The organism is Actinacidiphila guanduensis (assembly GCF_900103985.1).
Lineage (GTDB): Bacteria > Actinomycetota > Actinomycetes > Streptomycetales > Streptomycetaceae > Actinacidiphila > Actinacidiphila guanduensis.
On record NZ_FNIE01000002.1, the window covers coordinates 56,950 to 83,444 of the forward strand.

At 73.8% G+C, this 26,495-nt stretch carries 26 protein-coding genes and 1 pseudogene; 9 read left to right on the plus strand and 18 right to left on the minus strand.

What is annotated here, in order from left to right; all coding sequences use genetic code 11:
• The first annotated feature begins 276 nt into the window (after positions 1 to 276).
• A pseudogene (locus tag BLR33_RS35575) lies at positions 277 to 991 on the plus strand (VWA domain-containing protein).
• Positions 992 to 1,149: 158 nt separating this feature from the next.
• A complete protein-coding gene (locus BLR33_RS03505; RefSeq protein WP_176930108.1) occupies positions 1,150 to 2,031 on the plus strand; it encodes a hypothetical protein in 882 nt (293 codons plus the stop codon).
• Between the two features lie 158 nt (positions 2,032 to 2,189).
• Here the strand turns inward: BLR33_RS03505 and BLR33_RS03510 are convergent, their stop codons facing one another.
• The 3 genes from BLR33_RS03510 to BLR33_RS03520 form a co-directional block, all read right to left on the minus strand.
• The gene (locus BLR33_RS03510) at positions 2,190 to 2,642 is read right to left on the minus strand and encodes a type II toxin-antitoxin system PemK/MazF family toxin (RefSeq protein WP_245771135.1); all 453 of its coding nucleotides are present in this window, start codon (positions 2,640 to 2,642) and stop codon (positions 2,190 to 2,192) included.
• A 155-nt stretch (positions 2,643 to 2,797) separates the two neighbouring features.
• On the minus strand, positions 2,798 to 3,781 hold the full coding sequence (locus BLR33_RS03515) for an aldo/keto reductase (protein WP_093782785.1): 984 nt from the start codon (positions 3,779 to 3,781) through the stop codon (positions 2,798 to 2,800).
• 29 nt (positions 3,782 to 3,810) lie between these two features.
• Positions 3,811 to 4,128: a hypothetical protein gene (locus tag BLR33_RS03520; protein ID WP_143031617.1), complete on the minus strand. Its 318-nt coding sequence runs from the start codon at positions 4,126 to 4,128 to the stop codon at positions 3,811 to 3,813.
• A gap of 144 nt (positions 4,129 to 4,272) precedes the next feature.
• Here BLR33_RS03520 and BLR33_RS03525 point away from each other — a divergent pair, with 144 nt between their 5' ends.
• Together BLR33_RS03525 and BLR33_RS35830 are read left to right on the plus strand one after the other, a co-directional pair.
• Positions 4,273 to 4,674, plus strand: coding sequence for a phage holin family protein (locus BLR33_RS03525; RefSeq protein WP_245771136.1), 402 nt, complete (start codon positions 4,273 to 4,275; stop codon positions 4,672 to 4,674).
• Positions 4,671 to 5,132 (plus strand): DUF3618 domain-containing protein, encoded by a 462-nt coding sequence (locus BLR33_RS35830; RefSeq protein ID WP_093782788.1) that lies wholly within the window; start codon positions 4,671 to 4,673, stop codon positions 5,130 to 5,132. Before BLR33_RS03525 ends, BLR33_RS35830 begins: the two co-directional genes overlap by 4 nt.
• 534 nt (positions 5,133 to 5,666) lie before the next feature.
• Here BLR33_RS35830 and BLR33_RS03535 read toward each other — a convergent pair.
• From BLR33_RS03535 to BLR33_RS03565, 6 genes are all read right to left on the minus strand, one after another.
• Positions 5,667 to 7,184: a sensor histidine kinase gene (locus BLR33_RS03535; protein ID WP_093782789.1), complete on the minus strand. Its 1,518-nt coding sequence runs from the start codon at positions 7,182 to 7,184 to the stop codon at positions 5,667 to 5,669.
• Between the two features lie 711 nt (positions 7,185 to 7,895).
• Entirely contained in the window at positions 7,896 to 8,636 is a 741-nt protein-coding gene (locus BLR33_RS03545; RefSeq protein ID WP_093782791.1) for a response regulator transcription factor, read from the minus strand.
• 88 nt (positions 8,637 to 8,724) lie between these two features.
• Entirely contained in the window at positions 8,725 to 9,528 is an 804-nt protein-coding gene (locus tag BLR33_RS03550) for a hypothetical protein (RefSeq protein ID WP_176930109.1), read from the minus strand.
• A gap of 68 nt (positions 9,529 to 9,596) precedes the next feature.
• Positions 9,597 to 10,805, minus strand: coding sequence for an ABC transporter permease (locus BLR33_RS03555; protein ID WP_093782792.1), 1,209 nt, complete (start codon positions 10,803 to 10,805; stop codon positions 9,597 to 9,599).
• Positions 10,802 to 11,728, minus strand: coding sequence for an ABC transporter ATP-binding protein (locus BLR33_RS03560; protein ID WP_093782793.1), 927 nt, complete (start codon positions 11,726 to 11,728; stop codon positions 10,802 to 10,804). Before BLR33_RS03560 ends, BLR33_RS03555 begins: the two co-directional genes overlap by 4 nt.
• Positions 11,725 to 13,074 (minus strand): efflux RND transporter periplasmic adaptor subunit, encoded by a 1,350-nt coding sequence (locus BLR33_RS03565; protein ID WP_176930110.1) that lies wholly within the window; start codon positions 13,072 to 13,074, stop codon positions 11,725 to 11,727. The genes BLR33_RS03560 and BLR33_RS03565 overlap by 4 nt, the downstream gene beginning before the upstream one ends.
• A 323-nt stretch (positions 13,075 to 13,397) precedes the next feature.
• Between BLR33_RS03565 and BLR33_RS03570 the strand changes: the two genes are divergently transcribed.
• Entirely contained in the window at positions 13,398 to 14,051 is a 654-nt protein-coding gene (locus BLR33_RS03570) for a hypothetical protein (protein WP_176930111.1), read from the plus strand.
• Positions 14,052 to 14,343: 292 nt separating this feature from the next.
• Here the strand turns inward: BLR33_RS03570 and BLR33_RS03575 are convergent, their stop codons facing one another.
• Positions 14,344 to 15,354, minus strand: coding sequence for an aldo/keto reductase (locus BLR33_RS03575; protein ID WP_093782795.1), 1,011 nt, complete (start codon positions 15,352 to 15,354; stop codon positions 14,344 to 14,346).
• Positions 15,355 to 15,451: 97 nt separating this feature from the next.
• Positions 15,452 to 16,297, minus strand: coding sequence for a chitosanase (locus BLR33_RS03580; RefSeq protein ID WP_093782796.1), 846 nt, complete (start codon positions 16,295 to 16,297; stop codon positions 15,452 to 15,454).
• Positions 16,298 to 16,883: 586 nt separating this feature from the next.
• Between BLR33_RS03580 and BLR33_RS03585 the strand changes: the two genes are divergently transcribed.
• Both BLR33_RS03585 and BLR33_RS03590 read left to right on the plus strand, forming a co-directional pair.
• Positions 16,884 to 17,111, plus strand: coding sequence for a DUF2277 domain-containing protein (locus tag BLR33_RS03585; RefSeq protein WP_093782797.1), 228 nt, complete (start codon positions 16,884 to 16,886; stop codon positions 17,109 to 17,111).
• A 269-nt stretch (positions 17,112 to 17,380) separates the two neighbouring features.
• Positions 17,381 to 17,821, plus strand: coding sequence for a PPOX class F420-dependent oxidoreductase (locus BLR33_RS03590; protein ID WP_093782798.1), 441 nt, complete (start codon positions 17,381 to 17,383; stop codon positions 17,819 to 17,821).
• Between the two features lie 3 nt (positions 17,822 to 17,824).
• On the opposite strand, the gene BLR33_RS03595 is transcribed toward BLR33_RS03590, so the two are convergent.
• The 3 genes from BLR33_RS03595 to BLR33_RS03605 all read right to left on the minus strand — a co-directional run bounded on the left by BLR33_RS03595 (position 17,825) and on the right by BLR33_RS03605 (position 21,148).
• Positions 17,825 to 19,294 carry an LCP family protein gene (locus tag BLR33_RS03595; protein WP_093782799.1) on the minus strand — a complete coding sequence of 490 codons (1,470 nt, stop codon included), beginning with the start codon at positions 19,292 to 19,294 and terminating at the stop codon, positions 17,825 to 17,827.
• 413 nt (positions 19,295 to 19,707) lie between these two features.
• Positions 19,708 to 20,130, minus strand: coding sequence for an anti-sigma factor antagonist (locus BLR33_RS03600; protein WP_093782800.1), 423 nt, complete (start codon positions 20,128 to 20,130; stop codon positions 19,708 to 19,710).
• A 151-nt stretch (positions 20,131 to 20,281) separates the two neighbouring features.
• A complete protein-coding gene (locus BLR33_RS03605; protein WP_093782801.1) occupies positions 20,282 to 21,148 on the minus strand; it encodes a helix-turn-helix domain-containing protein in 867 nt (288 codons plus the stop codon).
• 199 nt (positions 21,149 to 21,347) lie between these two features.
• Between BLR33_RS03605 and BLR33_RS03610 the strand changes: the two genes are divergently transcribed.
• Entirely contained in the window at positions 21,348 to 21,803 is a 456-nt protein-coding gene (locus tag BLR33_RS03610; protein ID WP_245771137.1) for an ATP-binding protein, read from the plus strand.
• Between the two features lie 207 nt (positions 21,804 to 22,010).
• On the opposite strand, the gene BLR33_RS03615 is transcribed toward BLR33_RS03610, so the two are convergent.
• Positions 22,011 to 22,259, minus strand: a complete 249-nt coding sequence (locus tag BLR33_RS03615) for a DUF397 domain-containing protein (protein ID WP_093782803.1) — start codon at positions 22,257 to 22,259, stop codon at positions 22,011 to 22,013.
• 246 nt (positions 22,260 to 22,505) lie between these two features.
• On the opposite strand from BLR33_RS03615, the gene metG reads away from it, so the two are divergent.
• Positions 22,506 to 24,242, plus strand: a complete 1,737-nt coding sequence (gene metG / locus BLR33_RS03620; protein WP_093782804.1) for a methionine--tRNA ligase — start codon at positions 22,506 to 22,508, stop codon at positions 24,240 to 24,242.
• A 102-nt stretch (positions 24,243 to 24,344) separates the two neighbouring features.
• Here the strand turns inward: metG and BLR33_RS03625 are convergent, their stop codons facing one another.
• Genes BLR33_RS03625 through BLR33_RS03635 form a run of 3 tightly spaced genes read right to left on the minus strand, consistent with a single transcriptional unit; the run spans position 24,345 to position 26,476 of the window.
• The gene (locus BLR33_RS03625) at positions 24,345 to 25,148 is read right to left on the minus strand and encodes a hypothetical protein (RefSeq protein WP_093782805.1); all 804 of its coding nucleotides are present in this window, start codon (positions 25,146 to 25,148) and stop codon (positions 24,345 to 24,347) included.
• A gap of 15 nt (positions 25,149 to 25,163) precedes the next feature.
• Positions 25,164 to 25,964: a hypothetical protein gene (locus BLR33_RS03630; RefSeq protein ID WP_093782806.1), complete on the minus strand. Its 801-nt coding sequence runs from the start codon at positions 25,962 to 25,964 to the stop codon at positions 25,164 to 25,166.
• Positions 25,965 to 25,969: 5 nt separating this feature from the next.
• On the minus strand, positions 25,970 to 26,476 hold the full coding sequence (locus tag BLR33_RS03635; RefSeq protein ID WP_245771138.1) for a SigE family RNA polymerase sigma factor: 507 nt from the start codon (positions 26,474 to 26,476) through the stop codon (positions 25,970 to 25,972).
• Positions 26,477 to 26,495 lie beyond the last annotated feature (19 nt).

Below are 26,495 nucleotides of genomic sequence, written 5' to 3' on the forward strand. Positions count from 1 at the left end.
TACGGGCAGCCGCCGGTGCCGCCGAGCCCGTACGCACCGGTGCCACCCGCCGGCGGGCAGGGGTTCGGGCCCCCGCAGACGGCCACCGGGCCGCAGGGCTGGGCGCCCCCGCCCTCGGGAGCGGCCGCGGCCCCCCTGCCCCCACCCCCCGCCGCGCCCCCGGCACCTCCTGCGCCGTACCCGCCCCAGCGACCCCCGTCCCCCGCAAGCCCGTACGGGCCCCCGCCAGTGCCGCCGGCCGGCGGACCGTACGCGCCCCAGCCGCCGCAGCCGCACGTGCCGCAGGCGGCCGCCCCGGCGATCAGCCTGGAGAAGGTGCAGCGCTCCGCCCCCGCGCTGGTGAACCTGTACAAGCAGGCGGGGATCTCGCTGCAGAAGCAGGGCATCACGGGGCAGCGGGCGGCGGTGTACCTCGTGATGGACCACTCCGCGAGCATGCGCAGCTACTACCGGCGCGGCACCATGCAGCACTTGGCCGAGCAGGTGCTCGGGCTCTCGGCGAACCTGGACGACGACGGCGTGGTCCCCCTCGTCTTCTTCAGCAGCAGCGTCAACCTCGTCTCCGAGATCTCACTCGACAACCACCACGGCCGCCTGGACGCCGTGCACCGCAACCTCCCGTGGGGCGGCACCGCCTACGCCCCCGCCATGCAGGCCGTCATCGAGCACTACCGCGGCTGCGGCGCCACCGACCCGGCGTTCGTCGTGTTCCAGACCGACGGCGAGCCCTTCGACCGCTCGGAGACCAAGCGGCTGCTGCAGCAGAGCAGCAAACTGCCGATCTACTGGCAGTTCGTCGGCTTCGGCAACCCCCGCGGCCTGCGCTTCCTGCGCCCTCGACACCCTCAAGGACCGCGCCCTGGACAACGCCGGGTTCTTCGCCGCGGGCAAGGACCCGCGCGAGCGCGGCGACGCCGACCTCTACGACTGCCTGATGGCCGGCTTCCCGGCCTGGCTGCGGGCCGCCCGCGCGGCAGGCGTCGTCCGCTGACGCCCGGTTGGGGCGTGATGTTCCACGTGGAACATCACCCGGACCATCCGCCCCCTCCGCAACCCGCACCGGATACGGCGGGCATAAACCCAACGGCAGCCATGTTGTTACCTGGTTCAGCAGGGGTCGGCACAGCTTCATCGGCCATACTGCTTGCCGTGGAGCAGCGCATAGGTTCGATCACCCCGTCCGTGCCCGCCGCCGGCGTCGACCCGGCGTACATCCCGGGCCTCACGCCCCCGCCCGCCGCGGCGGCGGACGAGGCCGCCCCGGAGGCCGCGGAGACCGCGCCGGAGCAGGAAGCGGCGCCGGAGCACCAGGAGGAGTCGGCCGAGCAGCCGACCGGGAGCGCCGTGGCGGCCGCGGAGGACGCAGCCACCGCGGACGACGCCGACGCCGAGAAGACCGGGAGCGGCGACGCCACCGACACCGCCGAGGAGGAGGAGCCGGAGCCTGACTTCGTGTGCTCGGACCGCCGCGCGTCCATCACCGTCGACAGCGAGGGCGTCCGCTTCCGCCTCGACGAGGAGGAGGCGGACTTCCGCTGGGACGAACTCGGCGCCGTCGAGATCGACACCCCGCGCTTCGGCCGCCGCTTCACCGTCACCGTCTACACCACCGAGCGCCGCTGGTACGAGGCCCAGGTCGACGCCCCCTCCCGCGGCACCCTGAAGCAGTGGGCCGCCGACCTGGACGCCGTCCTGGACCGGCACTTCGAGGACGAGTCCCCGAAGGACGAGGACGCCGAGGCCGCCGAGGGGTCCGAGGACACGGCGGCCGACGAGTCGGCGGAGACGGAATCCGCGCCGGACGCTGAGGCGACGGCCGAGGCGGAGAGCGCGCCGGAGGACGCGGCCCCGGAGCCGGTCGAGACCGCGGACGGCACCGCTGCCGAGGCGTCGGACAGCGCCGAGGAGAAGGCCGACGGGAAGGCCGAGGACGAGGCGGACGCTCCCGCGGCGGCCACGGCGGGCGCGGCCAAGGACGTCAAGAAGTCCCCGGCGAAGCCGGCCCGTTCGCGGGCGTCCCGCAAGGCGTGACCACCGGAAAGGGCCCGGCTCCCCGTGAGGGGGGCCGGGCCCTTTGACGTGAGCTGACGTGAGCTGACGTGAACAGCCGTGAGCTGGTGTGAGCAGCCGTACGCCCCCGCACCCGGCCCTACGCCGAGGCGCGGCGCCGTCCGTTCCGCCGGCCGGGGTCAGCTCCAGCCGTAGAGCTCCTTGAGGCGGTTCACCACCAGGTTGAAGCGGCCGCGGTCCAGCGCGCACGCCTCGCGGCGCATGCCCTGCTCGTGCAGGCGCATCACGCGGTCGAGGGCGACCCAGGAGTCGCGGCCCTCGCGGTCCCACGGGCCGGCGCCGATGGCGACCCACTCGCGGTCGTGGTCGTGCCGCTTGCTGGACAGCTGGACGGCGAGCAGCGTGCCGCGCGGCTCGCGGGCGACGACGAGGACCGGCCGGTCCTTGCCCCGCCCGTCGTTCTCCTCGAAGGGCACCCAGGTCCACACGATCTCGCCCGGGTCCGGGTCGCCGTCGTGGGCGGGCGCGTACTCGGTGCGCACCCGGCCCACCTCGCGCGGATCGGCCTCGGTGGTGGCGTGGGGGCCGCTCGCCCCGGGGAAGTCGGCGTGGTTCTCAGCGAAGGTCGTCACGCCCGTACCGTATGGCACCGGGCGCGACGGCCGGGGGCGGGGCACGGCCCGGCCCACCCCGCCCGGACCGTCACACCCCGGTGGCATACGGTACGGATCGCCGGGCCCCGGCAGGCACGTTCAACCGCGGCGCCGGCCGCCGGCGCCGGCCCCTGCTACCAGCGGTGGTGCACCTGGGCGCGGATGCGGCGGTCGTACAGGTCGCGCACCCCGTCGAGCACGGCCGGCGGCAGCGCGGGCAGGGCGGCCGCCTCGGCGTTGGCGCGGGCCTGGGCGACGGAGCGGGCGCCCGGGATCACCGAGGTGACGCCGGGCTGCTGGATGATCCAGCGCAGCGCGGTCTGCGCCGGGGTGGCGCCCTCGGGGGCGAGCGCGGCGAACTCGGCGGCGGCCTCCAGGCCGGTCTCGAAGTCCACCCCGGAGAAGGTCTCGCCCTGGTCGAACGCCTCACCGTGCCGGTTGTAGCTGCGGTGGTCGTCGGCCGGGAAGACGGTCTCGCGGGTGTACTTGCCGGTGAGCAGGCCGGAGGCGAGCGGCACGCGGGCGATGATGCCGACGCCGGCCTCGGCGGCGGCGGGCAGCACCTCCTCCAGCGGCTTGAGCCGGAAGGGGTTGAGGATGATCTGCACGCTGGCCACGCCCGGGCGGGCGATGGCGGTCAGCGCCTCCGCGCAGGTCTCGACGCTCACCGCGTAGGCGGCGACGCGCTGCTCGGCGACGAGAGTGTCCAGCGCGTCGTAGACCGCGTCGCTGGAGTAGACGGCCGTCGGCGGGCAGTGCAGCTGCACCAGGTCGAGGGTGTCGACACCGAGGTTGGCGCGCGAGCGGTCGTTCCAGGCGCGGAAGTTGTCCAGCACGTAGTTCTCGGGGACCTGGTCCATGCGGCGGCCCATCTTGGTGGCCACGAAGATGTCCGCGTCCGGCCGGGACTTCAGGTAGCGGCCGATCAGCTGCTCGCTGCGGCCGTCGCCGTAGACGTCGGCGGTGTCGAAGAAGGTGACCCCCGCCGCCACGGAGGCGTCCAGCACCGCGACGGCGTCCTCCTCCCGGACCTCGCCCCAGTCGGCGCCCAGCTGCCAGGTGCCCAGACCCACCACCGAGACGTCCCGCCCGGTGCGACCCAATACGCGCTTCTCCATGCCCCCGACCCTACGTCCCCGCCCGAGCGCTACGGCGCCGGGGGCCGCACCTGCGGCAGATGCGCGATGCGGTCGATCACCGCGACAAGTGCGACGCGCTGGCCTGCGGATATCTCACCGGCGAGATCGGACTCACGGATGTGCGCGTACCGCAGCAGGGAGTAGGTGTCGAGCGCGGTGAGCGGCCGCACGGCCCGCACGAGGGACGCGACGGGGAGCGCGGCGGCGTCCTCGTCGCCCGAGACGGCCCGGCGCAGCACCCGCTTCAGGCCGGTGGTGCCCTCGGCCGCGACTTCGCTGAGGACCAGGGCGCGGCGATGGACCGCGTCGGAGCCGTGGAGCGTCATGGCTCGCCTCGCCTTCCGCGTCTTTCGCACCTTTTGAGTGCTTCACTCCTGAGCGTACGCCCCTCCACCGGCGGCGCCGGGTTTCCGATCCGCGAAGCGGGCAACCCGCACGGACAGGGACCCCCTGTTGCGGAGGTGACGGACGTGGCGCATGCAAACGGGTCGGCCCGGTCGGTGGGCACCCTGGTCAAGGAGGGCACGGAGCAGCTCTCCGAGCTGGTCCGGCAGGAGATGAAGCTCGCGCAGGCGGAGCTGGCGCAGAAGGGGAAGAAGGCCGGTGTCGGCGGCGGGCTCTTCGGGGCCGCCGGGCTGCTCGCGTTCTTCGCCCTGGCGTCCATGATCACGGCGGCCATCGTGGCCGTGGCGATACCGCTGCCGCTGTGGGCGGCCGCGCTCATCATCGCCGGCGGGCTGCTGCTGGTCGCGGGCATCGCGGCGCTGCTCGGGCGGCGCCAGATGAAGCGGGCGGTGCCGCCGGTGCCCGGCGAGGCGGTGGACAGCGTGCACCAGGACCTGGTGATCCTGAAGGAGAGGGCCAAGCGATGAGCCGTACGGACCCGCAGCTCGCCGAGCTGGAGCAGCAGATCGCGCGGACGCGCGAGGCGCTGGGGCAGACCGTGGAGGAGCTGGCCGCGAAGGTGGACGTGCCCGCGCGGGCCAAGGCGAAGGCGCGGGAGACGGCGGCGCGCCTGCGCGAGGCCCAGGACCACACGCGCAGCCGTGTCACGCAGGCCGCGGCCGAGACGCGCTCGCGCGCGGAGGAGGCGGCCGCGCAGACGCGTACCCGTGCGACCCAGGCGGCCTCCCGTCTGCGCCCCGGGGGCGCCTCCGAGCCGACGCCGACCGTCCCGCTCTCCGTCGAGTCCGGCTCCCACCGGGCCCGCCTCGGACCCGCGGCCTCCTCCTCTTCCCGCCGGGTCCCCCCACCCGCGGTGGCGGGCGCCACCGCCGCGCTGATCGTCGCCGCGGCGATAGTGGCAGCGCGCCGGGCCCGCCGGGCCTGACCTACGGGGCGGCTCCCCGCCGCGGGGGTTCCCGTCTCGTCGCCGCCTGCCGCGGCGATCGGGCTACGGGGCGGCATCCCACCGCGGGGGTTCCCGTACGCCGCCGGGTGCCGCCCGGTGGCCGGTTGCGGGCGCAGTTCCTCCCCCAGAGCTTCGCCTGGGGGTACCCCCAGCGCCCCTTTCGGGTTCCCGTCTGCCCCACGGGGGTCCGATGCCGTCCTGAGGCCGGTGGCCTCTTCCCGCGCAGTTCCCCGCGCCCCTGAAAACCTCGCCCTTCGTGCGAAGGGCAAGCACCTCAGGGGCGCGGGGAACTGCGCGACCAGCCACTGACCGGCCTGAGGCCGGGAAGGGGAGAAGCTCCAGCGGCGGGTTGCCGTTCGTGGGGGCGCTGGGGGTACCCCTGGCGAAGAGCTCTGGGGGAGGAACTGCGCGGCCAGCCCAATCGCCGCGGCAGGCGGCGACGAGAGGGGAGCCCAACGGCGCATAGCCGCCCCGTAAAGCTCAAGGCGGCCCCGTAAGGCTCAAGGCTAGGGCTCAAGGTGAGGTGCGGGCGGAGGGGAGGACGATGCGGAAGGTGGAGCCGCGGTGGGGGGCCGTGTCGAGTTCGACCGTGCCGTGGTGGGCGGCGACGAGCGCCGAGGCGATGGAGAGACCGAGCCCCGCGCCACCCCCCTTGCCGCGGAAGCGCGACGCGTCGACCCGGTAGAACCGTTCGAAGACCCGCGCGGCTTGGTCGGGCGCGAGGCCGGGCCCCTGGTCGGCGACCTCGAGGACGCCGTGGCCCGCGCGCGTGCCGACACCGATCCGCACCGGACTGCCCGGCGGGGTGTGGGCGACCGCGTTGCCCACGAGGTTCGCCACCACCTGCCGCAGCCGCGCCTCGTCGCCGAGAACGGGCGCCGGGCCCGGCGCGGTGCCGGGGCCGCTGAGCCCGGTGAGGGTGACCGTGCGCGCGGGGTCGAGCGCGGTGGTGTCGTGCAGCGCGTCCACCGCGAGCGTGCGCAGGTCCATCGGGGCGAGCTGCAGCGGCCGCTGCTCGTCCATCCGCACCAGCGTCAGCAGGTCCTCCACCAGCCCGCCGAGCCGTACGGCCTCGCTCTCGATCCGCGCCATCGTCCGCTTCACGTCGGCCTCGTCGGGAAGCGCCCCCATCCGGTACAGCTCGGCGAAGCCGCGGATGCCCGCCAGCGGCGTACGCAGCTCGTGCCCGGCGTCGGCGACGAACCGCCGCATCCGCTCCTCGGAGGCCGCCCGCGCGGCGAACGCCGACTCGATCTGCGCGAGCATCCCGTTGAGCGCGGCCGACAGCCGCCCGACCTCGGTGTGCGGCGAGGCGTCGGGCATCCGGTGCGACAGCCGCTGCCCCGCGGATATCTCGGCCGCCGTGGCCTCGATCCGCCGCAGCGGCCGCAGCCCGGCCCGTACGGCGAACCACCCGGCCAGGCCGAGCAGGGCGGCGACCACCGCGCCGATGATCCAGAAGGCCCGGCTCAGCCGGCTGGTCGTGGTGGAGACGTCGTCGAGCGAGGTGGCGACCACGACGCCGGCCGGCAGGTCCGCCGCCGGGGTGCCGTCGCGGGTGACGGCGGCGCCCGGCTGGGGCGTGACGGGCACGATCAGCACCCGCCAGCGGCCCCCGCCGTGGTCGCTGCCGACGTCGAAGGGCTTGTCCATCCGGGCCCGCAGCTCGGCGGCGTCCATCCGCGGCCACAGCGGCCGCGGGTCGTCGGCGGCCACCGGCAGCCGGAACTGCTCGGCGAGGCGGCCGTCCGCGCCGGCGAAGGCCACGACGAACTGGCTCGGCAGCCACGGCCGGGCGCCGCCGGAGCGGTCGCCGCCGGGCGTCCCCGGTCCGGGTGGCAGGTAGCGCTGCGCGGGCACCCCGTCCGTGCCGAGCCGCCGCGCCAACGGGTCGCCGTACCGCTGCAGTTGCTGGTCCGCACGCTGCACCAGCTGCCCCCGTACGGACCCGAGCACCACCGTGTCACTGACCGCGAGCCCCAGCAGCACCAGTACGAGGCAGAGCAGCACCAGCCGCGTCCGCAAGGGCACCGCCGCCCACCGCACCCGGCGCAACCGCCGCCCCAACCCTTCGCCCCGCCCCCCGGCACCCGGCGCCGGATACGAAGGCGCCGCCGGCACCGCCGGCCCCACCTCGGCCCCGGTAGCTCCCGGGGCTCCCGAGCCCAAGGGCCCGCCCCCTCCCGGACCCGCCGACCCGTGCACCGCGCCCCCCACCGCCCGCGGAACACCCTCAGCCGACGCCCCCACCCCGCCCACGGGACCTTGCCCCACCGCCCCAGGTGCCGCGCCATCCACCCACCGCGAAGGCGCCGCGTCCACTGGCCCGGACCCTCCCTGCCCGACCGCCGGCCCTTCCACCGGCTCAGGCACCGCGCCCTCCACCCGCCGCGGAAGCTCCCCGGCCACTCCTCCCGACCCACCCACCGACTCGCCCGCCGCGCTCCCCACCCCTCACTCCCCGGCCACCGGCGCGGACGCTTGTCCTTGCCCGTCCGCCGAGCCGTGCACCGCGCCCTCCACCCGCCGCCGGAACTCCTCGGACCCGTCCGCTCCCGCGGCCACCGACCCGGTCCGCCTGTCCGCCGTCTCGTGCGGACGGCTCCGCTCGCTCTCCAGGGAAGGCTCGCCCGCAGCCGCCGGGACAGGCGGCATGCCGGCCGCAGGCAAACCCGGGGCCCCGTGCTCAGCGCGGCGCGCGCCGCTCGTTCCGACAGCCCCGCCGGCAGGCGTCGTCATCGGTCAGGCCTGGGCGGGGAGCGGGGGGCGGCGGAGGACGTAGCCGACTCCGCGGACCGTGTGGATGAGCTTCGCCGTGCCGTCCGCGCCCGAGTCGACCTTGCGGCGGACGTAGGAGATGTAGGACTCCACGATGCTGAGGTCGCCGCCGAAGTCGTACGCCCACACGTGGTCGAGGATCTGCAGCTTGGAGACGACCCGGTCGGCGTTGGCCATCAGGTAGGCGAGCAGCTTGAACTCGGTGGGGGACAGGGAGACCGGGCGGCCGGCGCGCAGCACCTGGTGGCCGACGGGGTCGAGTTCGAGGTCGCCGGCGACGAGCCGCCCGTCGCCGGTGGGGCCGCCGGTGCGGCGCAGGATCGCCCGGATCCGGGCGATCAGCTCCTCCAGGCTGAACGGCTTGGTGACGTAGTCGTCGCCGCCCGCGGTCAGCCCGCTGATCTTGTCCTCCACGCCGTCCTTGGCGGTGAGGAAGAGCACCGGCAGCCGGTCGGGGGCGCCCGGCAGCGGCCGCGGTCCCGACTCCTCGCGCAGCCGCTGCACCACGGCGAAGCCGGTCATGTCCGGCAGCATCACGTCGAGCACGACCAGGTCGGGCCGCTCGCGGGCGACGGCGGCGAGCGCGTCGGCGCCGGTGGCGGCCGAGGCCACCTTGAAGCCGACGAACCGCAGGGAGGCCGAGAGCAGCTCCCTGATGTTCGGTTCGTCATCGACGACCAGCAGGCTGGCCTCGGGTGCGTCCATGGACTCCTCCCGGCCCGGGTCGGATGCGGTGGGCCGCCCGCGCGGGGCGGGTGGCGGCACCGTACGTCGTGATGCTGTGAACCAGGTGTCAGCCGCCCGTGCCCGAACCGCCGCCGGCGCCACCGGCACCCCCGCCACCGCCGAAGCCGCGGAACCCGCCGAAGCCGCCGGTGCCGCTGCCCTCGGTGACGGTGGTGGCCGCCACGCTCCCGTCCGAGCCGGCGCTGCCGAGCACGGTGACGCTCTGCCCGGCCTTCAGGTCGGAGACCTTGCCGCTCTTGGACTCGGTCACCTTGGTGCCGGCGCCGGTGGTGACCTTGACGATGTTGCCCTGGGCGTCGGCGACGTAGATCGTCTTTCCGTCCACGAGCTTGACGGTGCCGATGGTCACGCCGGGGATCTGCCCGCCGCCGGTACCGGTGCCCGAACCCGCGCCCGCGGTGCCACCGGCGCCGCCGCCGAAGCCGAAGCCCCGGCCGCCGCCCGCGCGGCCCGCCGCGGCCGTGCCGCCCCCGGCCGCGGCCGCGAAGCCGCCGCGCCCGCCGGAGGACGTGCCGTTCAGGTGGTGCTTCTCCACCAGCGCCCCGCCGGAGAAGGCGGCCGCGGCCACCACGCAGGCGGAGAGCACCAGCGTCAGCCAGGGCAGCTTGCGCCGCGGCGGCGCCGCCAGCTCCGCGCTGATGTCCCGCGCGTCGGGCGGCTCGGCGAGCACGTCCTCGGGCCGCTCGGCGGGCGGGCCGCCGGGGCCGGTCATCAGCTCGGCCCCCTCCGGTACGGCCGCCTCGTGCCCGGCCGGCTCCAGGATCTCGATCCCGCCCACCGGCGGGGCCGCGGGGGCAGGCAGCCGGTTCTCGGCGTCTGCCTTGACAAGCTCGGTGCGGCGTCGCGCCATCTCGGCTTTCTCCCTCGTCCGTTGCGATGTCTCGTGCGGTGCCGCCGGGCGGCGCCGCGTCGGTGGCCTCACTCGTGCCGCAGGGCCTCGATGGGCCGCAGGCCCGCCGCGCGGTTGGCCGGGTAGCCACCGAAGAACAGGCCGATGGCGACCGCGATGGCGAAGGCGCCCCACACCGAGGCCGGGATGACCACGGGTTTGATGCCGACGATCGTGAACCGCGACCCGATCAGCCCGGCCACCACCCCGAGCCCGCCGCCGAGCAGCGACAGCAGGGTGGACTCGGCGAGGAACTGGCCGAGGATGACGCCCCGGGGCGCGCCGATCGCCTTGCGGATGCCGATCTCGCGGGTCCGCTCGGTCACGGTGACCAGCATGATGTTGGTGATGCCGATGCCGCCGACGAGCAGCGAGATCGCGGCCACCGCGCCGAGCAGCACCGTGAACGTCTTGTTGGTGTCGGACTGGGTGCTCAGCAGCGACTGCTGGCTGGAGACCCGGAAGTCCAGCGCGCTCGGGTCCTTGATGCCGTGCGTGCCCATCAGCACGGTGGTGATCTCGTTCTGCGCGCGGGTGGTGGCGCCGGCGGACTTCGCCTCGACCAGGATCTGGCTGACCGGGCCGAAGCCGGTGAAGGCGTTCTGCACTGTCGGCAGGGGCGCGATCACGGTGTCGTCCGGGTCCTGGAACCCGGTGCCGCCTTTGGTGGCCAGCTCGCCGACGACCGTGAACGGCGTGCCGCCGATGACGAGCTTCTTGCCGACCGGCGAGGCGGTGCCGAACAGGTCGGTGGCGGTGGTGGAGCCGATCACCGCCACCTTGCGGGAGTTGAGCACGTCGTCGGCGCTGAAGTAGTCGCCCTTGTCCACCTTGGAGTTGGACGTCTTGAAGTACGCCGGGTAGGTGCCGACGACCTGGCCGACGGTGTGCGAGGTGCCGTTGTAGACGGCGGTCTGCGAGGTGGTGACCTCGGGGGCGACCGTGGAGATGTCGGGGGCGCTCGCCGGGTCGGCCAGCGCGCGGGCGTCGTCCACCGTGAGGGGCTTGGTGTCGGAGCCGGAGGAGGCGCCGAAGCCGCCGCCGGAGCTGATCGTCAGCGCGTTCGTGCCGAGCTTCTCGATGGAGTCCTTGACCGACTGCGAGGAGCCGTTGCCGACCGCGAGCAGGATGATCACGGCGGCCACGCCGATCAGGACGCCCAGCATCGTCAGGCCCGAGCGCACCTTGTTGGCGGCCAGGCCGCCCACGGCGAAGCGCAGGATCTCGACGGGGTTCACCGCAGCGCACCCCCCGCGGTGCCCGACAGGGCGGTGGGCGCGTGGCCGGCGAAGGCCGCCGGGTCGCGCAGGGCGGGCGGCGGGCCGTCGGCGGCGGCCTGCCGGACGTCGGCGACGATCCGGCCGTCCACCAGCCGCAGCACCCGCTTGGCGTGCCGGGCCACCTCGTCCTCATGGGTGATGAGCACGACGGTCCGCCCGGAGGCGTTGAGCCGGTCGATGACGGCGAGCACGTCCTCGGTGCTGCGGCTGTCGAGGTTGCCGGTCGGCTCGTCGGCGAGCAGCATCGCGGGCGCGGTGACCAGGGCGCGGGCGACGGCGACGCGCTGCTGCTGGCCGCCGGACAGCTCGTTGGGCCGGTGGTCCACCCGGTCGGCCAGACCCACCAGGGCGAGCGCGGCCAGCGCCCGGCGGCGCCGCTCGGCGGCCTTCACCCCGGCGTAGGCCAAGGGGAGTTCGACCTGCGCCAGGGCGGGGGTGCGCGGCACCAGGTTGAAGGACTGGAAGACGAAGCCGATCTTGCGGTTGCGGACCAGGGAGAGCTGGTGCTCGTCCAGGCCGCCGACGTCGATGCCGTCCAGCAGGTAGCGGCCGGAGGTCGGCACGTCCAGGCAGCCGAGGATGTTCATCAGCGTGGACTTGCCGGATCCGGAACTGCCCATCACCGCGACGTAGTCGCCCTGCTCGACGACGAGGTCCACGCCCGCGGGCTCGCCGCCGGCCGGGTCGGGCGGGCCGCCCAGCGCGCGGACGACCGCGTCGCCGGTGCCGTAGGTCTTGCGCAGCGCGCGCACCTCGATGACCGGGGCCGGACCCCAGGGGCCCGCCTCCTCCGGCGCCTCGGGCGCGGGCGCGGTGCGGGCGCGCAGCCGGTGCAGCCCGGTGCCGGCCCGGCCCAGGCGGCTGCTCAGGGCCTGCCTCATCCGCGGCCACCCCCGCCGGCGAAGCCGCCGGTGCGGAAGCCACCGCCGCCGCCCGCGCCGCCGAACCGGTTGGCGCCGCCGCCGAGGCCGCCGGGGAAGGCGCCGCTGGGGAAGCCGCCGTTGCCCGCGGAGGCAACCTGCGGGATCTGCACCTGCTGGCCTGCCTTGAGCCCGCTGGTGATCTGGTCGGTGGTGTCGCCCTCGACGCCGACGGTGACCGCCGTGCGGGTGGTGGAACCGTCGGGGTTGACGACGAGCACGGTGCGGTTGCTGCCGGTGCCGGAGACCGCGGCGGTCGGCACCGTCAGCGCGTTGCTCGCCTGCCCGGTGGTGACCTGGATGCTCGCGGACAGCCCTGTCCGCAGGTCGGAGGTGTCGCCGGTGATGCTGAGCACGGCCGGGTACTGCACCGCACTGGAGCCCGAACTGCCGCCGCTGGAGCCGCTGCTGACGGGCAGTGAGCTGATGGAGAGCACCTTGGCCTGCAGCACCGTGCCGGACTCGGCGTTGAGCGTGACCGTGGCGGACTGGCCGGGCTTGATCTTCAGCGAGTCCGCCTCGGAGAAGTCGGCCTTGACCTGCATGCCCGAGGGGTTGGTGAGCACCACGAAGCCGGTCGGCGTGCTGCCGCCGGAGGCCGACGAGCTCGTGGACGAGGACGACGACGAACCGCCGCCCGAGGCGCCCGAGCCGGAGCCGCCGCCGCTGCCGGAGGTGCCCGCGACGGTGTCGCCCTTCTCGCCGGCCACCGAGGCGACCGTGCCGGCCACCGGGGCCTTGAGCACGCAGCCGTCGACCGCGCGCTGCGCGGAGTCCACGGAGTTCTGCGCCTCGGTCACCTGCTCCTGGGCGGAGGCGAGTTGGGCCGGGTCGACGGTCGGGGTGGCCGTCACGACCGGGGTGCCCGAGCCGCCGCGGCCGCTGGTGTCGGTGCTGCCGGTCGAGGCCGGGGTCTCGCCCTCCTCGACCTTCGTCAGGTTCGCGTCGGCCGCGGTGAGCGAGGCCTGCGCCTGGGCGAGCGTCTCCTTCGCCGCGGTCGGGTCGACCTTCGCGAGCACCTCGCCCTTGGTCACCTTGTCGCCCGGCTTGACGTCGACCTCGGTGAGGGTGCCGCCGGTGGTGAAGTCCACGCCCGCGTCGCTCGGGGAGGAGAGCGTCCCGGAGCCGGAGACCGTCGCGAGCACGGTGCCGGTGGTGACCGTGGCGGTACGGGCCGATCCCGCGCCCGACGCGTTGCTGCCGTCGTCGTGCACCGCCGCGTAGGCGCCGCCGGCGCCCGCGAGGACCACCACGCCGAGCACCGAGTTGATCAGGACGGCCCTGCGCCGCCGTGGGAGCACCTTCATGCCGCGCATCCTGGCCTCGTACGCCTTTGAACCCCTGGGAGAACCCTGGGAGTTCACTGGGAGCGGCGCCGCCCGTGCCGGGGCCCCGCCGCCCGGCAAAACGGTTCTTCCGTGGAGGAAGCGGGCCGCGTGTGCCGCGGTACGGGGCCGCTGCGTGGGGAGGCTCCCCGGGAACTCACAGCCGGGTCCCCGGCAGCGCCCACCTGCGGGGGGTTCACTTCGACGGTCGCCCGCTCGTCCCCGTGTCCCGCGCGTGCGCGCGGGCGACGCCCTTCACGAACCTTCCCGTACCCGGCGCGGCAATCCCGAGGAGACCCACGGACATGACCTGGACCACCAGCCGGCCGTCCGCGGGGCGCACCGCGGTCCGCGCGGGGGCGTTCGTCGCCGCGCTCGCCTCGGGCGCCTTCGCCCTGACCGCCTGCTCCTCGGGCTCGTCCTCCTCCGCGGACGCCAAGCCCTCCGGTACGGCGACGGGTTCGGCCGCGGCGACGGGGTCGGCAGCCGGCGGCGGGGCCCAGGCGATGGACGCCTACCGGCAGTGCCTCGCGCAGCACGGCCTCAACCTGCCGACCTTCCAGCGGCCCTCGGGCGGTGCGCGGCCCTCCGGTCGTCCCTCCGGGGGCGCCGGGCGCGGTTTCGGCGGCGGCGGTTTCCCGGGGTTCGGCGGGGCCTCGCCGGACCCGGCGACCCAGAAGGCGCTGCAGGCGTGCGCGTCGAAGCGGCCGCAGTTCGGCGGGCGGGGCGGCGGTCCCGGCGGGGGCGCCAACAGCAGCGCCTTCCAGGCGTTCACCAGCTGCCTGAAGGACCACGGCGTCACTCTCCCGACGGCGTCCCCCGGTGCGTCCAACGCCCCCGGCGCGGGCCGCGGCTTCGGCGCTTTCCGCGGCCTCAACACGGCGGACCCGAAGACGGCGAAGGCGTACGACACGTGCAAGGCGCTTCTTCCGCAGCGGCCCACCACTACCCCGAGCTGACCACGCCCCTCCTCCCGGGGCGGCCCCGGGCCCCCGCGGCCCAGCCGCCCCGTCGGGCTTCGCCACCGCCCCCGCACCCCTGAAAACCTCGCCGTACGCGCGAAGGGCGAGCCCTATAGGGGCGCGGGGAACGGCGCGCGCAATGGGTACGGTGTCGCGCTTCGCCACCGGCCGAAAGGGGCAGCCCGGTCCGCCCCGGGCCACCCGCCGGTGGAGGGCTGGTCGCGCAGTTCCGCCCCCAGAGCTTCACCCGGGAGGTAACCCCAACCCCCCTCGAAAACTCGCCCTTGGGCTACCAGGCGAAGGCTTCGGGGGCGGGGCCCGGGCCCGGGAAGATCGCGTCGAGGGCGGCGAGGAACTCGGCCGACAGCTCGAGCGAGGTGGCGCGCAGCGCCGAGGTGAGGTGGGCGGGGGTGCGGGGGCCGACGATGGGGGCTGTGACGCCAGGCCGGGTGAGGAGCCAGGCGAGAGCGACCTCGCCGGGCTCGAACCCGTGCTCGGCGCACAGCTCCTCGTACGCCTGCACGCGGGTGCGTACGGCCGGGTCGGCGAGGCCCCGCTGGGAGCGGCCCGCGGAGGTCCGCGCCCCACCTCCCTCGCGCTCCTTGCGCAGCGCGCCGCCCAGCAGCCCCTGGTGCAGCGGCGACCAGGGGATGACGCCGAGCCCGTACGCCTGCGCGGCCGGCAGGACGTCCAGCTCGGCCCGGCGCTCGAAGAGGTTGTACAGGCACTGCTCGCTGACCAGCCCGAGCGAACCCCGCCGCGCCGCCGCCTCGTTCGCCTGCACGAGGTGCCAGCCGGCGAAGTTGCTGGACGCCGCGTAGAGGATCTTCCCCTGGGCGACCAGTACGTCGATCGCCTGCCAGATCTCCTCCCACGGCGTGGCGCGGTCCACGTGGTGGAACTGGTAGACGTCGATGTGGTCGGTCCGCAGCCGCCGCAGGCTCGCCTCCACCTCGCGCCGGATGTTCAGCGCCGAGAGGTGGTCGTGGTTCGGCCAGGACTGCTCCTGCCAGGGCGTGCCGTCGTTGGTCATGTTGCCGTAGAGCTTCGTCGCGAGCACGACCTTGTCCCGGCGCCCGCCGCCCTTGGCGAACCACTCCCCGACGATCTCCTCGGTGAGCCCCTTGTGGGTGTCCCGCCCGTAGATGTTGGCCGTGTCGAAGAAGTTGACCCCGGCCTCCAGCGCGGTGTCCATCAGCGCGTGGCTCTCCTCGGCGGGCACGTAGGAGCCGAAGTTCATCGTCCCCAGCACCACGCGTGCGATCCTGACCCCGGTCCGCCCCAGCTCCGTGTACTTCATCGCTCCAGCCAACACCTTGGAGCGCGCTCCAGGGCAACCCCTGCCGCACTCCGGGCCCCACGGCGGGCGACCGCGCGGGGCCCGGAGCGGGGAGGAACTAGGGGAGGGTCAGGATCTCGTAGGAGTCGCCGTAGGTCTTCCAGTGCAGCGGCGGGTCGAGCTGCAGGTTCCCGGCGTTGAGGAAGACCCGCTGCTCGGTGTCCACCCGGCTGGTGTCGTCGTGGGCGTCCTCGGTCTTCATCGCGGCCTTGCGGGCGTCGAGGAAGGCGTTGAGGTACGTCGTCTCGTTGCCGCCCTGCGCGGGCGTCTTCGCCTTCTTCATCGCCGTCTTGCGGATGCCGCCGAAGCTGACCGGGTCGTCGCCGGGGCCGTGCATGACGATGGCGTCGTAGTAGATGAACTGGCCGAGGGTGCCCAGGCCGTCGGACTTGGCCTGGTTCACGGCCGGGTTGAAGTACACGTCGTCGCGCTCGTCGTTCTGCGCCTGCTGGAAGACGGTGTCCTTGGCGGCCGTCTTCCACGCGCTGACGAACGCCGAGCCGAGGCCGGCGTGCGAGTCGGAGCCGTTGTCCTGCTCCAGGGCGGGGAGGTACTTCGCCAGCGGGTTGCCCGGCTCCATGTCGGTGTAGTGCTGGACGAGTTCGAGCATGTCGCCGGTGCCGGAGCAGAAGCCGATGATGCCGGCGGTGTAGCCGCGGCCGTCGCCGATGTCCTCGATGTACTTGTACTGGGCCTTCCAGTCCAGGGAGGAGTTCTCGGCGGAGGAGACCAGCTCCATCGCGATCTCCTTCTTGTGCGGGTCGTCCAGCCCGGCCGGGGTGGACGCGCCCGCGGCGGCGTTCACCGCGAGGGAGGCTCCGCCGGCGAGGACGGCTGCCGCCAGGCCGAGGGCGAGACGGCGGGGGTGACGGGGGTGACGGGAGTGGTGGGGGGATGCGTGCACGTGCGTCTCCGTTTCCGCCTGTCGCTGCCCGCGAGGGGGTGCGAGCGACGGGCCAACGTCGGTTGCCGCATGGGCAGTCGGTTCAGTTAGGAAAGGTTCCTAACCAACGCGAGCATTGAAGCATCTCGCGTGCCGCGCGCCAAGGGGGTCGCACGGTGCGCTTCGGGCTCGACGCCCGCCCCGTCACGCTTCGCCCCCGCCCCGACGGGGCGCTCCCCGCCGCCTCCGGACCTCCTCCCGTCCCCGGGTTACTCGCGCAGTTCCCCGCGCCCCCAAGAACGGCAACCCGCCGTAGGGGTTTCCGCCCTTCCCGGCCCCAGGCCGGAGGATGGCTGGTCGCGCAGTTCCCCGCGCCCCTGAAAAACCTCGCCCTGCGCGCGAAGGGCGAGCACCTCAGGGGCGCGGGGAACGGCGCGGGAAGAGGCCACCGGCCTCTGGACGGCGTACGACCCCCGTGGGGCAGACGGGAACCCGAAAGGGGCGCGGGGAACGGCGCGACCAGCCACAGTGGCGCGGCACCCGGCGGCGTACGGGAACCCCCGCGGCGAGAAGCCGCCCCGTAAGCCCCCCGCGGCACACTGGACGTATGTGCCGAAGCATCAAGACTCTCCGTCCGCCGATGACGCCCGAGGTCCACGACGAGGACATCCGCGCGGCCGCCCTGCAGTACGTCCGCAAGGTCTCCGGCTTCCGCGCCCCGGCCGCCCACAACCGCGAGGCGTTCGACCGCGCGGTCGACGCGGTGACGGCCGCCACCGCGGACCTCCTCTCCACCCTTGAGGTCCGCGGCGGGGCCCCCGCGAAGTCCGCCTGACACCGGTCGGTCCCCGCCGGGCCCGCGCCCGCGGGCGAGCCGCCCCCGGCGGGGCGACAGCAGGCGGCGCTATCCGCGCCTGCGCTCCGGGAACCCTGCGCCGAAACGCCCCCACCCAGATGCCCGCCGAGCCCGGCGGCATGCCGAAGCGGCCCGCCGGGCTCAGCGGCCCTGCCGCGCCCGCGGGCGTACCGGTACCGCGCCGTACCGGGGGCGGACGCCGCCGCGTCCGCGGCCCTCCGGGGGGTGCCGGGCCCTAGCCTGGGGGCATGGCTGAGATGAGCGAGGAAGAGTGGCGGGCGTTTGCCGGGCGTGGGACGCGGACGGGGAAGGTGGCCGTCGTGCGCAAGGACGGGCGGCCGCATGTGACGCCGGTCTGGTTCCTGATCGACGACAGCGATCCCGAGGGCGCCCATGTGGTCTTCATGACCGGGGCGACCTCGCTGAAGGGACGGGCGTTGCGGCGGGACCCGCACTTCGCGCTGTGCGTCGATGACGAGGAGCCCCCGTTCTCCTTCGTCCTGCTGGAGTGCACCGCCGAGCTGAGCGAGGACCCGGTGGCGCTGCTGGACTGGGGCACCCGGATCGGCGCCCGCTACATGGGGGCCGAGCGCGGTGCGGAGTTCGGCGCCCGCAACGCGGTGCCCGGCGAGTACCTGGTGCGGGCCCGCGTGGACCGCGTCACGGCCCAGGCGAATCTTGCCGACTGACGCTCACCCGTAGGAGAGCTTGGCGCAGGGGTTCGTGTCGGCGCTGCGGGCCTGCGCGGTCAGCGACTTCGGCAGGGACTCGGGCGGGGCGGCGGCGCTCTTGGCGAAGTCGTCGCCCACCACCAGGTTGATGCCCTGGATCGCGAACTCCTCGAGTTGCGCGCCCGGGAAGAGCCTGGCGAGTGTCCGCGCCTGCGCCTCCTCGGCCGGGCCGTACTCGATCAGGGTCGTCGTGTGGTCCTGGGAGCGGGCGGTCGCGGTGCCGGTCACGGTGAAGTGCGAGGCGGTGAGCCGGGCGGCCGCCTTGCCGGCCAGGCCGTCGGTGGTGGTGCCGTTGAAGACGGCGACGGGAATGCCGGTGCCGTCCACGCTGGGCAGCGGCCGGGGCTTCCCGCCCTGGCCGGAGCCGCCCTTGCCAGAGGCGTTGCCGCCCTCCAGCGTGCGGTTGGCGGCGAGTTCGGCGAACAGCTCGTCGACGTCCGGGTGGACCAGGTCTATCCGCGAGCCGGCGTACTTCCAGGGCGCGGTGACGAACTGGATGTTCTTCAGGTCCACGTTCTTCAGCGACAGCCCGAAGGACACCAGCTTGGCCGCGCTGCCGAGCCCGGGGTCCACCGTGAGCGCCTTGGTGGCCGCGTCGGCGAGCGGCAGCAGCGTCCCCGGGTTCATGCCCTCGCCCTTGACCTTGGCGATCAGCGCGGACAGGAACGCCTGCTGGCGCATCATGCGGCCGACGTCCGAGCCGTCGCCGATGCCGTGCCGCATCCGCACGTAGTCCAGCGCCTGCTGCCCGGACAGGTTCTGCATGCCCTTGCGGAGCAGCAGCTTGCCGCGGGAGCGCAGTTCGGGGTTCATGTCCCAGGAGTAGATGTCGCTCGGCACGCACACCTCGACGCCGTGGACGGCCGAGGTCATGGCCGCGAAGCCCTCGAAGTCGACCACGATCGTGTGGTCCACCCGCATCCCGGTCAGCCGCTCCACGGTGTTCTGCGTGCAGGCCGGGTTGCCCTGGGCGGTGTCGCCCATGGAGAAGGCCGAGTTGAAGATCGCGGAGGGTTGGTTCGGCGACCAGGTGCCGTTCGGCAGCAGGCACGGCGGTATGTCCACCAGGGAGTCGCGCGGGATGGAGACGCCGACGGCGTGCCGGTGGTCGGGGTAGACGTGCAGCAGGATCGTGGTGTCCGAGCGGCCGATGCTGCCCGAGGTGCCCTTGCCGCCGAGCGCGGCATTTTCACCCGATCGAGTGTCGGAGCCGATCAACAGCACGTTGACGGCCCGGTGTCCCTCGGCGTCGGCCTGCGCGGCGTCCGGGCGGTCCTTGCTGAGCCCGGCGGAGTCGAACGTGGAGATGTTGGCGTTCAGCTTCAGGTAGACCGCGCCGGCGCCGCCGACGACGAGCAGGACGAAGGCCCCCGCGAGCGCGAGGACCCAGCGCTTGCGGCCGGGCCTGCGCTTCCGCCCACGAACGCCCATGCGCACATCTCCAGGTCCGTTCCGGGTCCCCCCGGGTCCACTTCGGGTCGGCGGCTGCCGCGTCGCAGCCCCGGCCCGCCGGCTCCCGCGGCCCGGCCGGCGTCCGCACGTCACAGAACACGCATTCCACCGGGAATCGGGCCGAGGTACGGCAAGCCACTGTACGGCGTCGCCATGTGCCCGGCGGCGAACCCGGCGCGGGCTCCCACCCGGGACACTCCGGGCAATTCGGGCCGCCGCCCCCTCACGGACGAGCCCACCGAGCGGCGCCGCGGAACCGTCACTGGGGCAACTCCTGTCCGCGGCCGGCGGCCCGCCGGAGAACCGTCGCCAACGGCCGCCGCGGCAACGTGCCGTGCGCCGCCGAACCGCCGCAGAACCCCAACTGCCGCGCGGAACAGCCGCCCGCGTCCCTACGGCGTGCCGGTGTCGCCCGCCGCTCCCGCCACCGCGTCGTCCAGGGTGGGTACGGGGCTGAAGAGGGGCTCCAGGCCGGTCAGCCGCAGCAGCCGGCGGGTCTGGGGGCGGTCGCAGACCATGGCGAGCCGCCCGCCCCGCTCGGCCACCCGGCGCCGGGTGCGCACCAGCAGCGACAGGCCGAAGCAGTCGATGAACTCCACCGGGCCGAGGTCGAGCACCACCCGCGGCGGCCGCGGCCACAGCGCGGCCGCCAGCAGGTGCGGGGTGACCTCGGCCTCGCTCGCCAGGTCGATCTCGCCGCTCAACTCCACGACGGTGACGTCCCGGAGCCGGTACGTGCGGGCCCAGCGGGTCGGCGCCGGGACCGCGTCACCCGGCCGTACCGCCTGCTCGGGCCGCTGCTCCCCCTGCTGCACCCCGCGTTCCCCTCGTCGACGGGCACCTGCGCGACCTGCAGCAAACGTAGCCGGGCGGCGCTGCCGCACGGGAGGGTGCCCGGGGTACTGTCCGCCGATATTCACCCCCAAGGGTGACAGCGCACCGGGGGTGAAGATCGCTAAGCTGTGCTCACAGCTCCCGCTGGTAGGCCCGCAGCCAGTCGAGGGACTGTGCGGGCGTGAGCGCGACCCGGTCCAGCGCGTCCATCGCCTTGGTGTACTCCACGACCTCGTCGTGCTTGTCCACGTAGAGCGCCCCGGTCAGCTGCTCCAGGTAGACCAGGTCGGGCAGGTCCGACTCGGGGAAGCTCAGCAGCGTGAAGGCACCGCCGCCGGCTCCGTGCCCGCCGGTGGCGAAGGGCAGGATGCGCACATCGACGTTGGGCGCCTCCGCCGTTTCGAGGATGTGCTGGATCTGGCCCCGCATGACCTGGCTGCCGCCGAACGCCCGGTGCAGAGCCCCCTCGTCCATCACCGAGACGAAATGGGGTGCCCGCTCGGAGACGAGGAGCTTCTGCCGCTCCAGGCGTAGGCCGACTCGTCTTTCCACCCAGGGGTCGGCCGCCTGCGGATGGCCGAGGCGGATCACCGCCCTGATGTAGTCCTCGGTCTGCAGCAGGCCGTGCACGAACTGCACCTCGAAGGTGCGGATGAGGGCGGCCGACTCCTCCAGGCCCACATAGGTCTGGAACCAGGTCGGCATCACCTCGCCGTACCCGTGCCACCAGCCGGCCGCGTTGGCCTCGCGGACGAGCCCGAGCATGGCGAGCCGCTCGGCGTCCTCGGTCACGCCGTAGAGCGTCAGCAGGTCCGCCACGTCCCGTTCCTTGAAGCTGACCCGGCCCAGCTCCATCCGGCTGATCTTCGACTCGGAGGCCCGGATCGAATACCCCGCGGTCTCACGGGTGATGCCCTGGGACTCCCGCAGCCGCCGCAGCTGCGCCCCGAGCAGCATTCGTCGCACGATGGACCCGCCTCCCGGCTGCCCTGCGCTCATGAGTCACGCTCCGCCCTTGGTTCATCAGCAGTCTGCCACTAATGGGCTGCGGGCAGTACCCATTCCGTCACTCTCCATCGTCACGTGCATAAATTCCTTGCAGATGCACGTGCAGACGCTCTTGCACACGGGGGTCCCGATCCATGAGCATGGTGCCCGTGCAGATACCTCCTCGGGGGCTCGTATGAGGACAGAGGCAGTGCTGGAACCGTTATGGCAGGGCGTCCTCGCGCCTGAGCGCCTTGCCGCCGCCAACGGGGCCACCTGCGAGCTGTCCGCCGCCCCCGAGTCGGTCCGCGAGGCACGCCGCTTCACCCGCGCCACGCTGCAGCGCTGGGACCTGCCGATGCTGCGCGAGTCGATGGAACTGGTCGCCTCGGAACTCGTCACCAACGCGCTGCGGTACGCGGTGCCGCTGGGCACCCCCGGCGTGCCGGTGCGGCTCAGCGTCGTGCGCTGGACCTCGCGCGTGGTGTGCGCCGTACGCGACCCCAGCGGGGTGGCGCCGGTCGCCAAGGACCCCGACTACGTGGCCGAGACCGGCCGCGGGCTGCACCTGGTGGAGTCCTTCAGTGAGAGCTGGGGCTGGCACCCGCTCGGCGCCGCCGGAAAGGTGGTCTGGGCGCTGTTCATGGCGCCCGGCACAGGGTACTGACAGCCCGCAGGGGCCCGGCCGCGTGTCCGGCCGTGCCCCGCCCCGTTGTCGCCGTTCCTCTGTGTTTCCCCGTTGTCGGCTGTCGTCGGCCACCGCCAGCCGTGGCCGATCACCGCCGATTACTGCCGTTCACTGTTCGTTTCCCCGCCGTCCACGGGGGTCCCCGTCGCGCCGTTCTTCGGTGCCGCCTCGAGTTCCCCGCTCCGGCTACAGCGCCGGCTCCTGCACAAGGTGGTCGAACTCCCCGGCCTTCACTCCGATGATCATCGATTCGATCTCGGCTCTGGTGTAAATCAGCGCCGGACCCTCCGGGAAGCGGGAATTGCGGACCGCCACCTCGCCGTCGGGCAGTGCGGCAAACTCCATGCACGTGCCATTGGCATTACTGTGACGGCTCTTCTGCCAGACCACTCCCGTAAGGTCCTGCGCGGCCATTCCGTTCTCCGTCCGGCGCATCGCTCGCTCCTACTTAAGTGCCTTGTCCGGTACCTGCGATGATAACTCGTACCGATGTCCCGTGCATCTGCACGTGCATGTGCACGTGCAGTCACCGGGAGTGATGTCCCCCGCCCCACTTCGCCGCTGTTGCCCAGGATGCGGAGCCGGAAAATCCGGTCCGTTAGCACCCGGCCGGTCCGATACGATATTCACGATCCGTCGACGAATTCCTCACTCCTCGCAACGAATTGGGAGCAGCCTGCAATGGCTCGTCACCTCATCACCTCTGCCTTGCCCTATATCAACGGGATCAAGCATCTGGGCAACATGGTGGGGTCCATGCTCCCGGCGGACGTCTACGCCCGGTACCTGCGCCAGCGGGGCCACGAGGTGCTCTACATCTGCGCCACCGACGAGCACGGCACCCCCGCCGAGCTGGCCGCCAAGGAGGCCGGGCTGCCGGTGGACGTCTTCTGCGCCCAGGCGCACGACGCCCAGAAGGCCGTCTACGACGGCTTCGCCCTCGCCTTCGACCACTTCGGCCGCAGCTCCTCGGCGCAGAACCGGGACATCACCCAGCACTTCGCCCGCAAGCTGCACGAGAACGGCTTCATCGAGGAGCGGGCGATCCGCCAGGTCTACTCGCTCGCCGACGAGCGCTTCCTGCCCGACCGCTACATCGTCGGCACCTGCCCGCACTGCGGCTACGACAAGGCCCGCGGCGACCAGTGCGAGAACTGCACCCGGGTGCTCGACCCCACCGACCTGATCGACGCCCGCTCGGCGATCAGCGGCAGCAGCGCCCTGGAGGTCCGCGAGACCAAGCACCTCTTCCTCCTCCAGTCCAAGCTGGCCGGCGAGGTCGAGGCGTGGATCGACGCGAACAGCGCCGAATGGCCGACCCTGGCCTCCTCGATCGCCCGCAAGTGGCTCACGGAGGGGCTGCAGGACCGGTCGATCACCCGGGACCTCGACTGGGGCGTGCCCGTGCCCGCCGACACCTGGCCCGAACTGGCCGCCGAGGGCAAGGTCTTCTACGTCTGGTTCGACGCGCCGATCGAGTACATCGGTTCCACCAGGGAGTGGGCCGACCAGGACCCCGCCCACCGCGACTGGAAGTCCTGGTGGTACGAGGCGGACGGCGGTGAACACCCCGTCCGCTACACCGAGTTCATGGCCAAGGACAACGTCCCCTTCCACACCGTGATGTTCCCCGCCACGCAGATCGGCACGCGTGAGCCGTGGAAGCGGGTGGACCACGTGAAGGCGTTCAACTGGCTGAACTACTACGGCGGCAAGTTCTCCACCTCCCAGCGGCGCGGCATCTTCACCGACGCGGCCCTGGAACTGCTGCCGGCCGACTACTGGCGCTACTTCCTGATGGCGAACGCGCCGGAGTCCGACGACACCTCCTTCACCTGGGAGCTGTTCGCCTCCTCGGTCAACAAGGACCTGGCCGACACCCTCGGGAACTTCGTCAACCGCGTGCTGTCCTTCTCCCGCAAGAGGTTCGGCGACCAGGTGCCCGACGGCGGCCCGGCCGGCGAGGCCGAGACCCGGCTCGGCGAGCAGATCGCCGGCCTGCTCGCCGAGTACGAGGGCCACCTGGAGACCCTGCAGTTCCGCAAGGCCGCGCAGGCGCTGCGCGCGCTGTGGAGCGCCGGCAACTCCTACCTGGAGGAGAAGGCGCCCTGGATGCAGATCAAGGCCGACCCGGAGGCGGCCGCGCTCACCCTGCGCACCGCGATGAACCTCATCCACCTGTACGCGGTGGTCTCCGAGCCCTTCATCCCCACGTCGGCCCGGGCCGTGCGCGCCGCGTTCGCGCTGCCGGCCGACGACGCGACCTGGGTCACCGCCGAGGAGGCCCGCGCGCTGGCCTTCGTACCGGCCGGCACCGCCTTCACCGTGCCGCCGGTGCTCTTCGCGAAGATCACCGACGAGGAACTGGCCGGGTACGTCGAGCGATTCGGCGGCGAGCCGGCCGCCGCGGGCGCGTAGGCACCGCCGGGCCCGTCCCCACCGGTCCGGCAAAAGCCGCCGGACTCCCCCGCACGGGGAGTCCGGCGGCTTCGTCATGAACCAGGCCGGCGACTCAGCGGCTCAACGGCTCAGGTCCGCCGCGTCCCCCATCACGACCACCGGGTGCTCGTCGGGGTCCAGGGTGGTCAGCAGGGTGCGCATCACCGACAGCGGCAGCGAGACGCACGCCTGGGTGGGGCCGCCGTGGTCCACGTGCAGCCAGATGCCGCCGCCGCGGGACTGGCCCAGCGGCCGGGTCCAGTCCAGCGGTGATGTCCCGGGCTTGCGGTTGTAGTTGATGGCGATCACGTAGTCGAAGGCGTCGCGCAGCGACTCGCCGTGGAAGCCCGTGCCGGGGGAGGAGAAGCCGATGGGCGCGTGGTCGTAGGTGAGCTTGGTGCCCGGGTCGGCGAACCGGCCGCCGGCGTCGGTGAGGGTGAACACGCCGATGGGGGAGCGCAGGTCGCCGGTGTGGTGGTCGGCGGTCCAGCCCTTGAGCGCGTTGTGCGCGGACCACACCGGGCCGGCCGGCGACCAGCCGGTCACCGGGTCGCGGACGAAGAGCTGCACCTTCGACGTCGAGGAGTCGCGGCCCTTGCCGGTGACGAGCACGGCCTGCCGGGCGTCGGCGGGGATCCGCGCCGCGGTGCGCGGCCCGACGCCGGGCAGTCCGGCCGGGGCGGGGGTGGTCGGGTCCGGTTCCGGGGCGGAGCGCCCGGCCCGGCCGGCGTCGGCCGCGTGCGAGGCGCCGCCGACGGGGGCCTGCTCGGACAGGTGCGAGGGGCGCGCGCCGGACGCGCTGGACATGCACCCGGCGAGGGCCAGGGACGCCACGAGCGCGGCGGCGGCGAGTACGGCGCGGTTGCGGCCGCGTGCGGTAGGCATTCGGGGTGGTGCCCTTCAGGAGAAGTCGGCGGAGGACAGGATCTGGCGGGCCAGCGCGTCCTGCTCCGGTGTGGGGTGCGACAGGCACGCCGTCGCGACGACCAGCACGTCGGAGCCGGAGCCGTCGGCGATCTCGGCGGCCAACTGGCTGGTGCCGCCCACCGTGCGGCAGGCCGTGAGCAGTGGGCGGGCGCCGGGCAGGTCGCCGCGCAGGCGGGCCTTGTCGGCCATGCCCTGGTTGTGCTCCAGGGCGAACTGGATGAGGGTGCCGCCCGGGGTAAGCTGGCGCACCAGCGGCGTGCAGAAGTCGTCGAGCGGGTGGAAGCAGCCGTCCCCCGGCAGGCCGAGCGCCTGCGAGGAGACGAAGGCGGTGGACTGCTTCGGGGCGGTCAGCGTGTGCCAGCCCTTGGGCAATTCCAGCCGCAGGCCGGTGAGTTCGCCGAAGACGCGGGCGTCGGCGGCGTACGAGGGAGGCTGGGTCGACGCACTCGGCCCGGTGGCGGGCCCGGCGACGGCCGTCGGTGTCCCGGCGGCCTGGGGAGAGGTGGGCGGGGTGGGCCCGAGCGAGCCGGGGCCGTCGCCGGCCCCCGGCAGCAGGACGGCCGCGGTGACCGCCGCCGCCACGACCGCCACGGCACCGGCCGCCCGGCGCCGCCTGCGGCGCCGCAGCCGCTCCCGCACCCGCGCCATCCGCTGCGGGGGCGGGGCGAGTTGAGGGACGACCCGGGCCAGCAGCACGCGCAGCTCGTCCTCCTCGCCTGCCTGCACGCCGTCGGCGCCGGTCCGGCCCGGCCCGCGGGCGGACTCATCGGCCATGCCGCTCAACGCCGCTCACCGCCGTCCACGGCCACGATGCCGGGCAGCCGGCCGCGCAGGTTGTGCAGGGCCTTGGACGCCTGGCTCTTGACGGTGCCCTCCGAGCAGCGCAGGACCGCCGCGGTCTCCGCGACGGTCAGGTCCTCGAAGTAGCGCAGCACGACGACCGCGCGCTGCCGCACCGGCAGCGCGCGGATCGCGTCCGCGAGGGCGTGCTCCAGGTCCACCGCCGAGAAGGGGTCGGCGTCCGCGGGCCGGTCGGGCACCTCGCCGTGCGGGAGTTCGCCCCGCCATCGTCGCCGCCACCACGAGGCGTGCGTGTGCACGAGCGCCGCGCGCGCGTACGCCTCCGGGTTCTCCCCCGCGATCTTGGACCACTTGGGCCAGATCCGGGCGAGCACGGTCTGCAGCAGGTCCTCCGCGAGATGGGCGTCGCCCGTGAGCAGCCAGGCGACGCGGAGCAGCCGCGGGCTCCGTGCCGCGACCCACTCCTCGAACCCGGGTTCGCTCACCGTGTGTCCTCTCCACACC

What these genes read in the sequence shown, in the direction of transcription:
- BLR33_RS03550 (WP_176930109.1), bottom strand. Translation starts at nt 9,528, where the DNA reads ATGGCGCGACGCCGCACCGAGCTTGTCAAGGCAGACGCCGAGAACCGG.
- BLR33_RS35830 (WP_093782788.1), top strand. Translation starts at nt 4,671, where the DNA reads ATGAGCCGTACGGACCCGCAGCTCGCCGAGCTGGAGCAGCAGATCGCG.
- BLR33_RS03570 (WP_176930111.1), top strand. Translation starts at nt 13,398, where the DNA reads ATGACCTGGACCACCAGCCGGCCGTCCGCGGGGCGCACCGCGGTCCGC.
- metG (WP_093782804.1), top strand. Translation starts at nt 22,506, where the DNA reads ATGGCTCGTCACCTCATCACCTCTGCCTTGCCCTATATCAACGGGATC.
- BLR33_RS03545 (WP_093782791.1), bottom strand. Translation starts at nt 8,636, where the DNA reads ATGGACGCACCCGAGGCCAGCCTGCTGGTCGTCGATGACGAACCGAAC.
- BLR33_RS03560 (WP_093782793.1), bottom strand. Translation starts at nt 11,728, where the DNA reads ATGAGGCAGGCCCTGAGCAGCCGCCTGGGCCGGGCCGGCACCGGGCTG.
- BLR33_RS03630 (WP_093782806.1), bottom strand. Translation starts at nt 25,964, where the DNA reads ATGGCCGATGAGTCCGCCCGCGGGCCGGGCCGGACCGGCGCCGACGGC.
- BLR33_RS03565 (WP_176930110.1), bottom strand. Translation starts at nt 13,074, where the DNA reads ATGAAGGTGCTCCCACGGCGGCGCAGGGCCGTCCTGATCAACTCGGTG.
- BLR33_RS03585 (WP_093782797.1), top strand. Translation starts at nt 16,884, where the DNA reads ATGTGCCGAAGCATCAAGACTCTCCGTCCGCCGATGACGCCCGAGGTC.
- BLR33_RS03625 (WP_093782805.1), bottom strand. Translation starts at nt 25,148, where the DNA reads ATGCCTACCGCACGCGGCCGCAACCGCGCCGTACTCGCCGCCGCCGCG.
- BLR33_RS03575 (WP_093782795.1), bottom strand. Translation starts at nt 15,354, where the DNA reads ATGAAGTACACGGAGCTGGGGCGGACCGGGGTCAGGATCGCACGCGTG.
- BLR33_RS03520 (WP_143031617.1), bottom strand. Translation starts at nt 4,128, where the DNA reads ATGACGCTCCACGGCTCCGACGCGGTCCATCGCCGCGCCCTGGTCCTC.
- BLR33_RS03605 (WP_093782801.1), bottom strand. Translation starts at nt 21,148, where the DNA reads ATGAGCGCAGGGCAGCCGGGAGGCGGGTCCATCGTGCGACGAATGCTG.
- BLR33_RS03595 (WP_093782799.1), bottom strand. Translation starts at nt 19,294, where the DNA reads ATGGGCGTTCGTGGGCGGAAGCGCAGGCCCGGCCGCAAGCGCTGGGTC.
- BLR33_RS03615 (WP_093782803.1), bottom strand. Translation starts at nt 22,259, where the DNA reads ATGCGCCGGACGGAGAACGGAATGGCCGCGCAGGACCTTACGGGAGTG.
- BLR33_RS03515 (WP_093782785.1), bottom strand. Translation starts at nt 3,781, where the DNA reads ATGGAGAAGCGCGTATTGGGTCGCACCGGGCGGGACGTCTCGGTGGTG.
- BLR33_RS03590 (WP_093782798.1), top strand. Translation starts at nt 17,381, where the DNA reads ATGGCTGAGATGAGCGAGGAAGAGTGGCGGGCGTTTGCCGGGCGTGGG.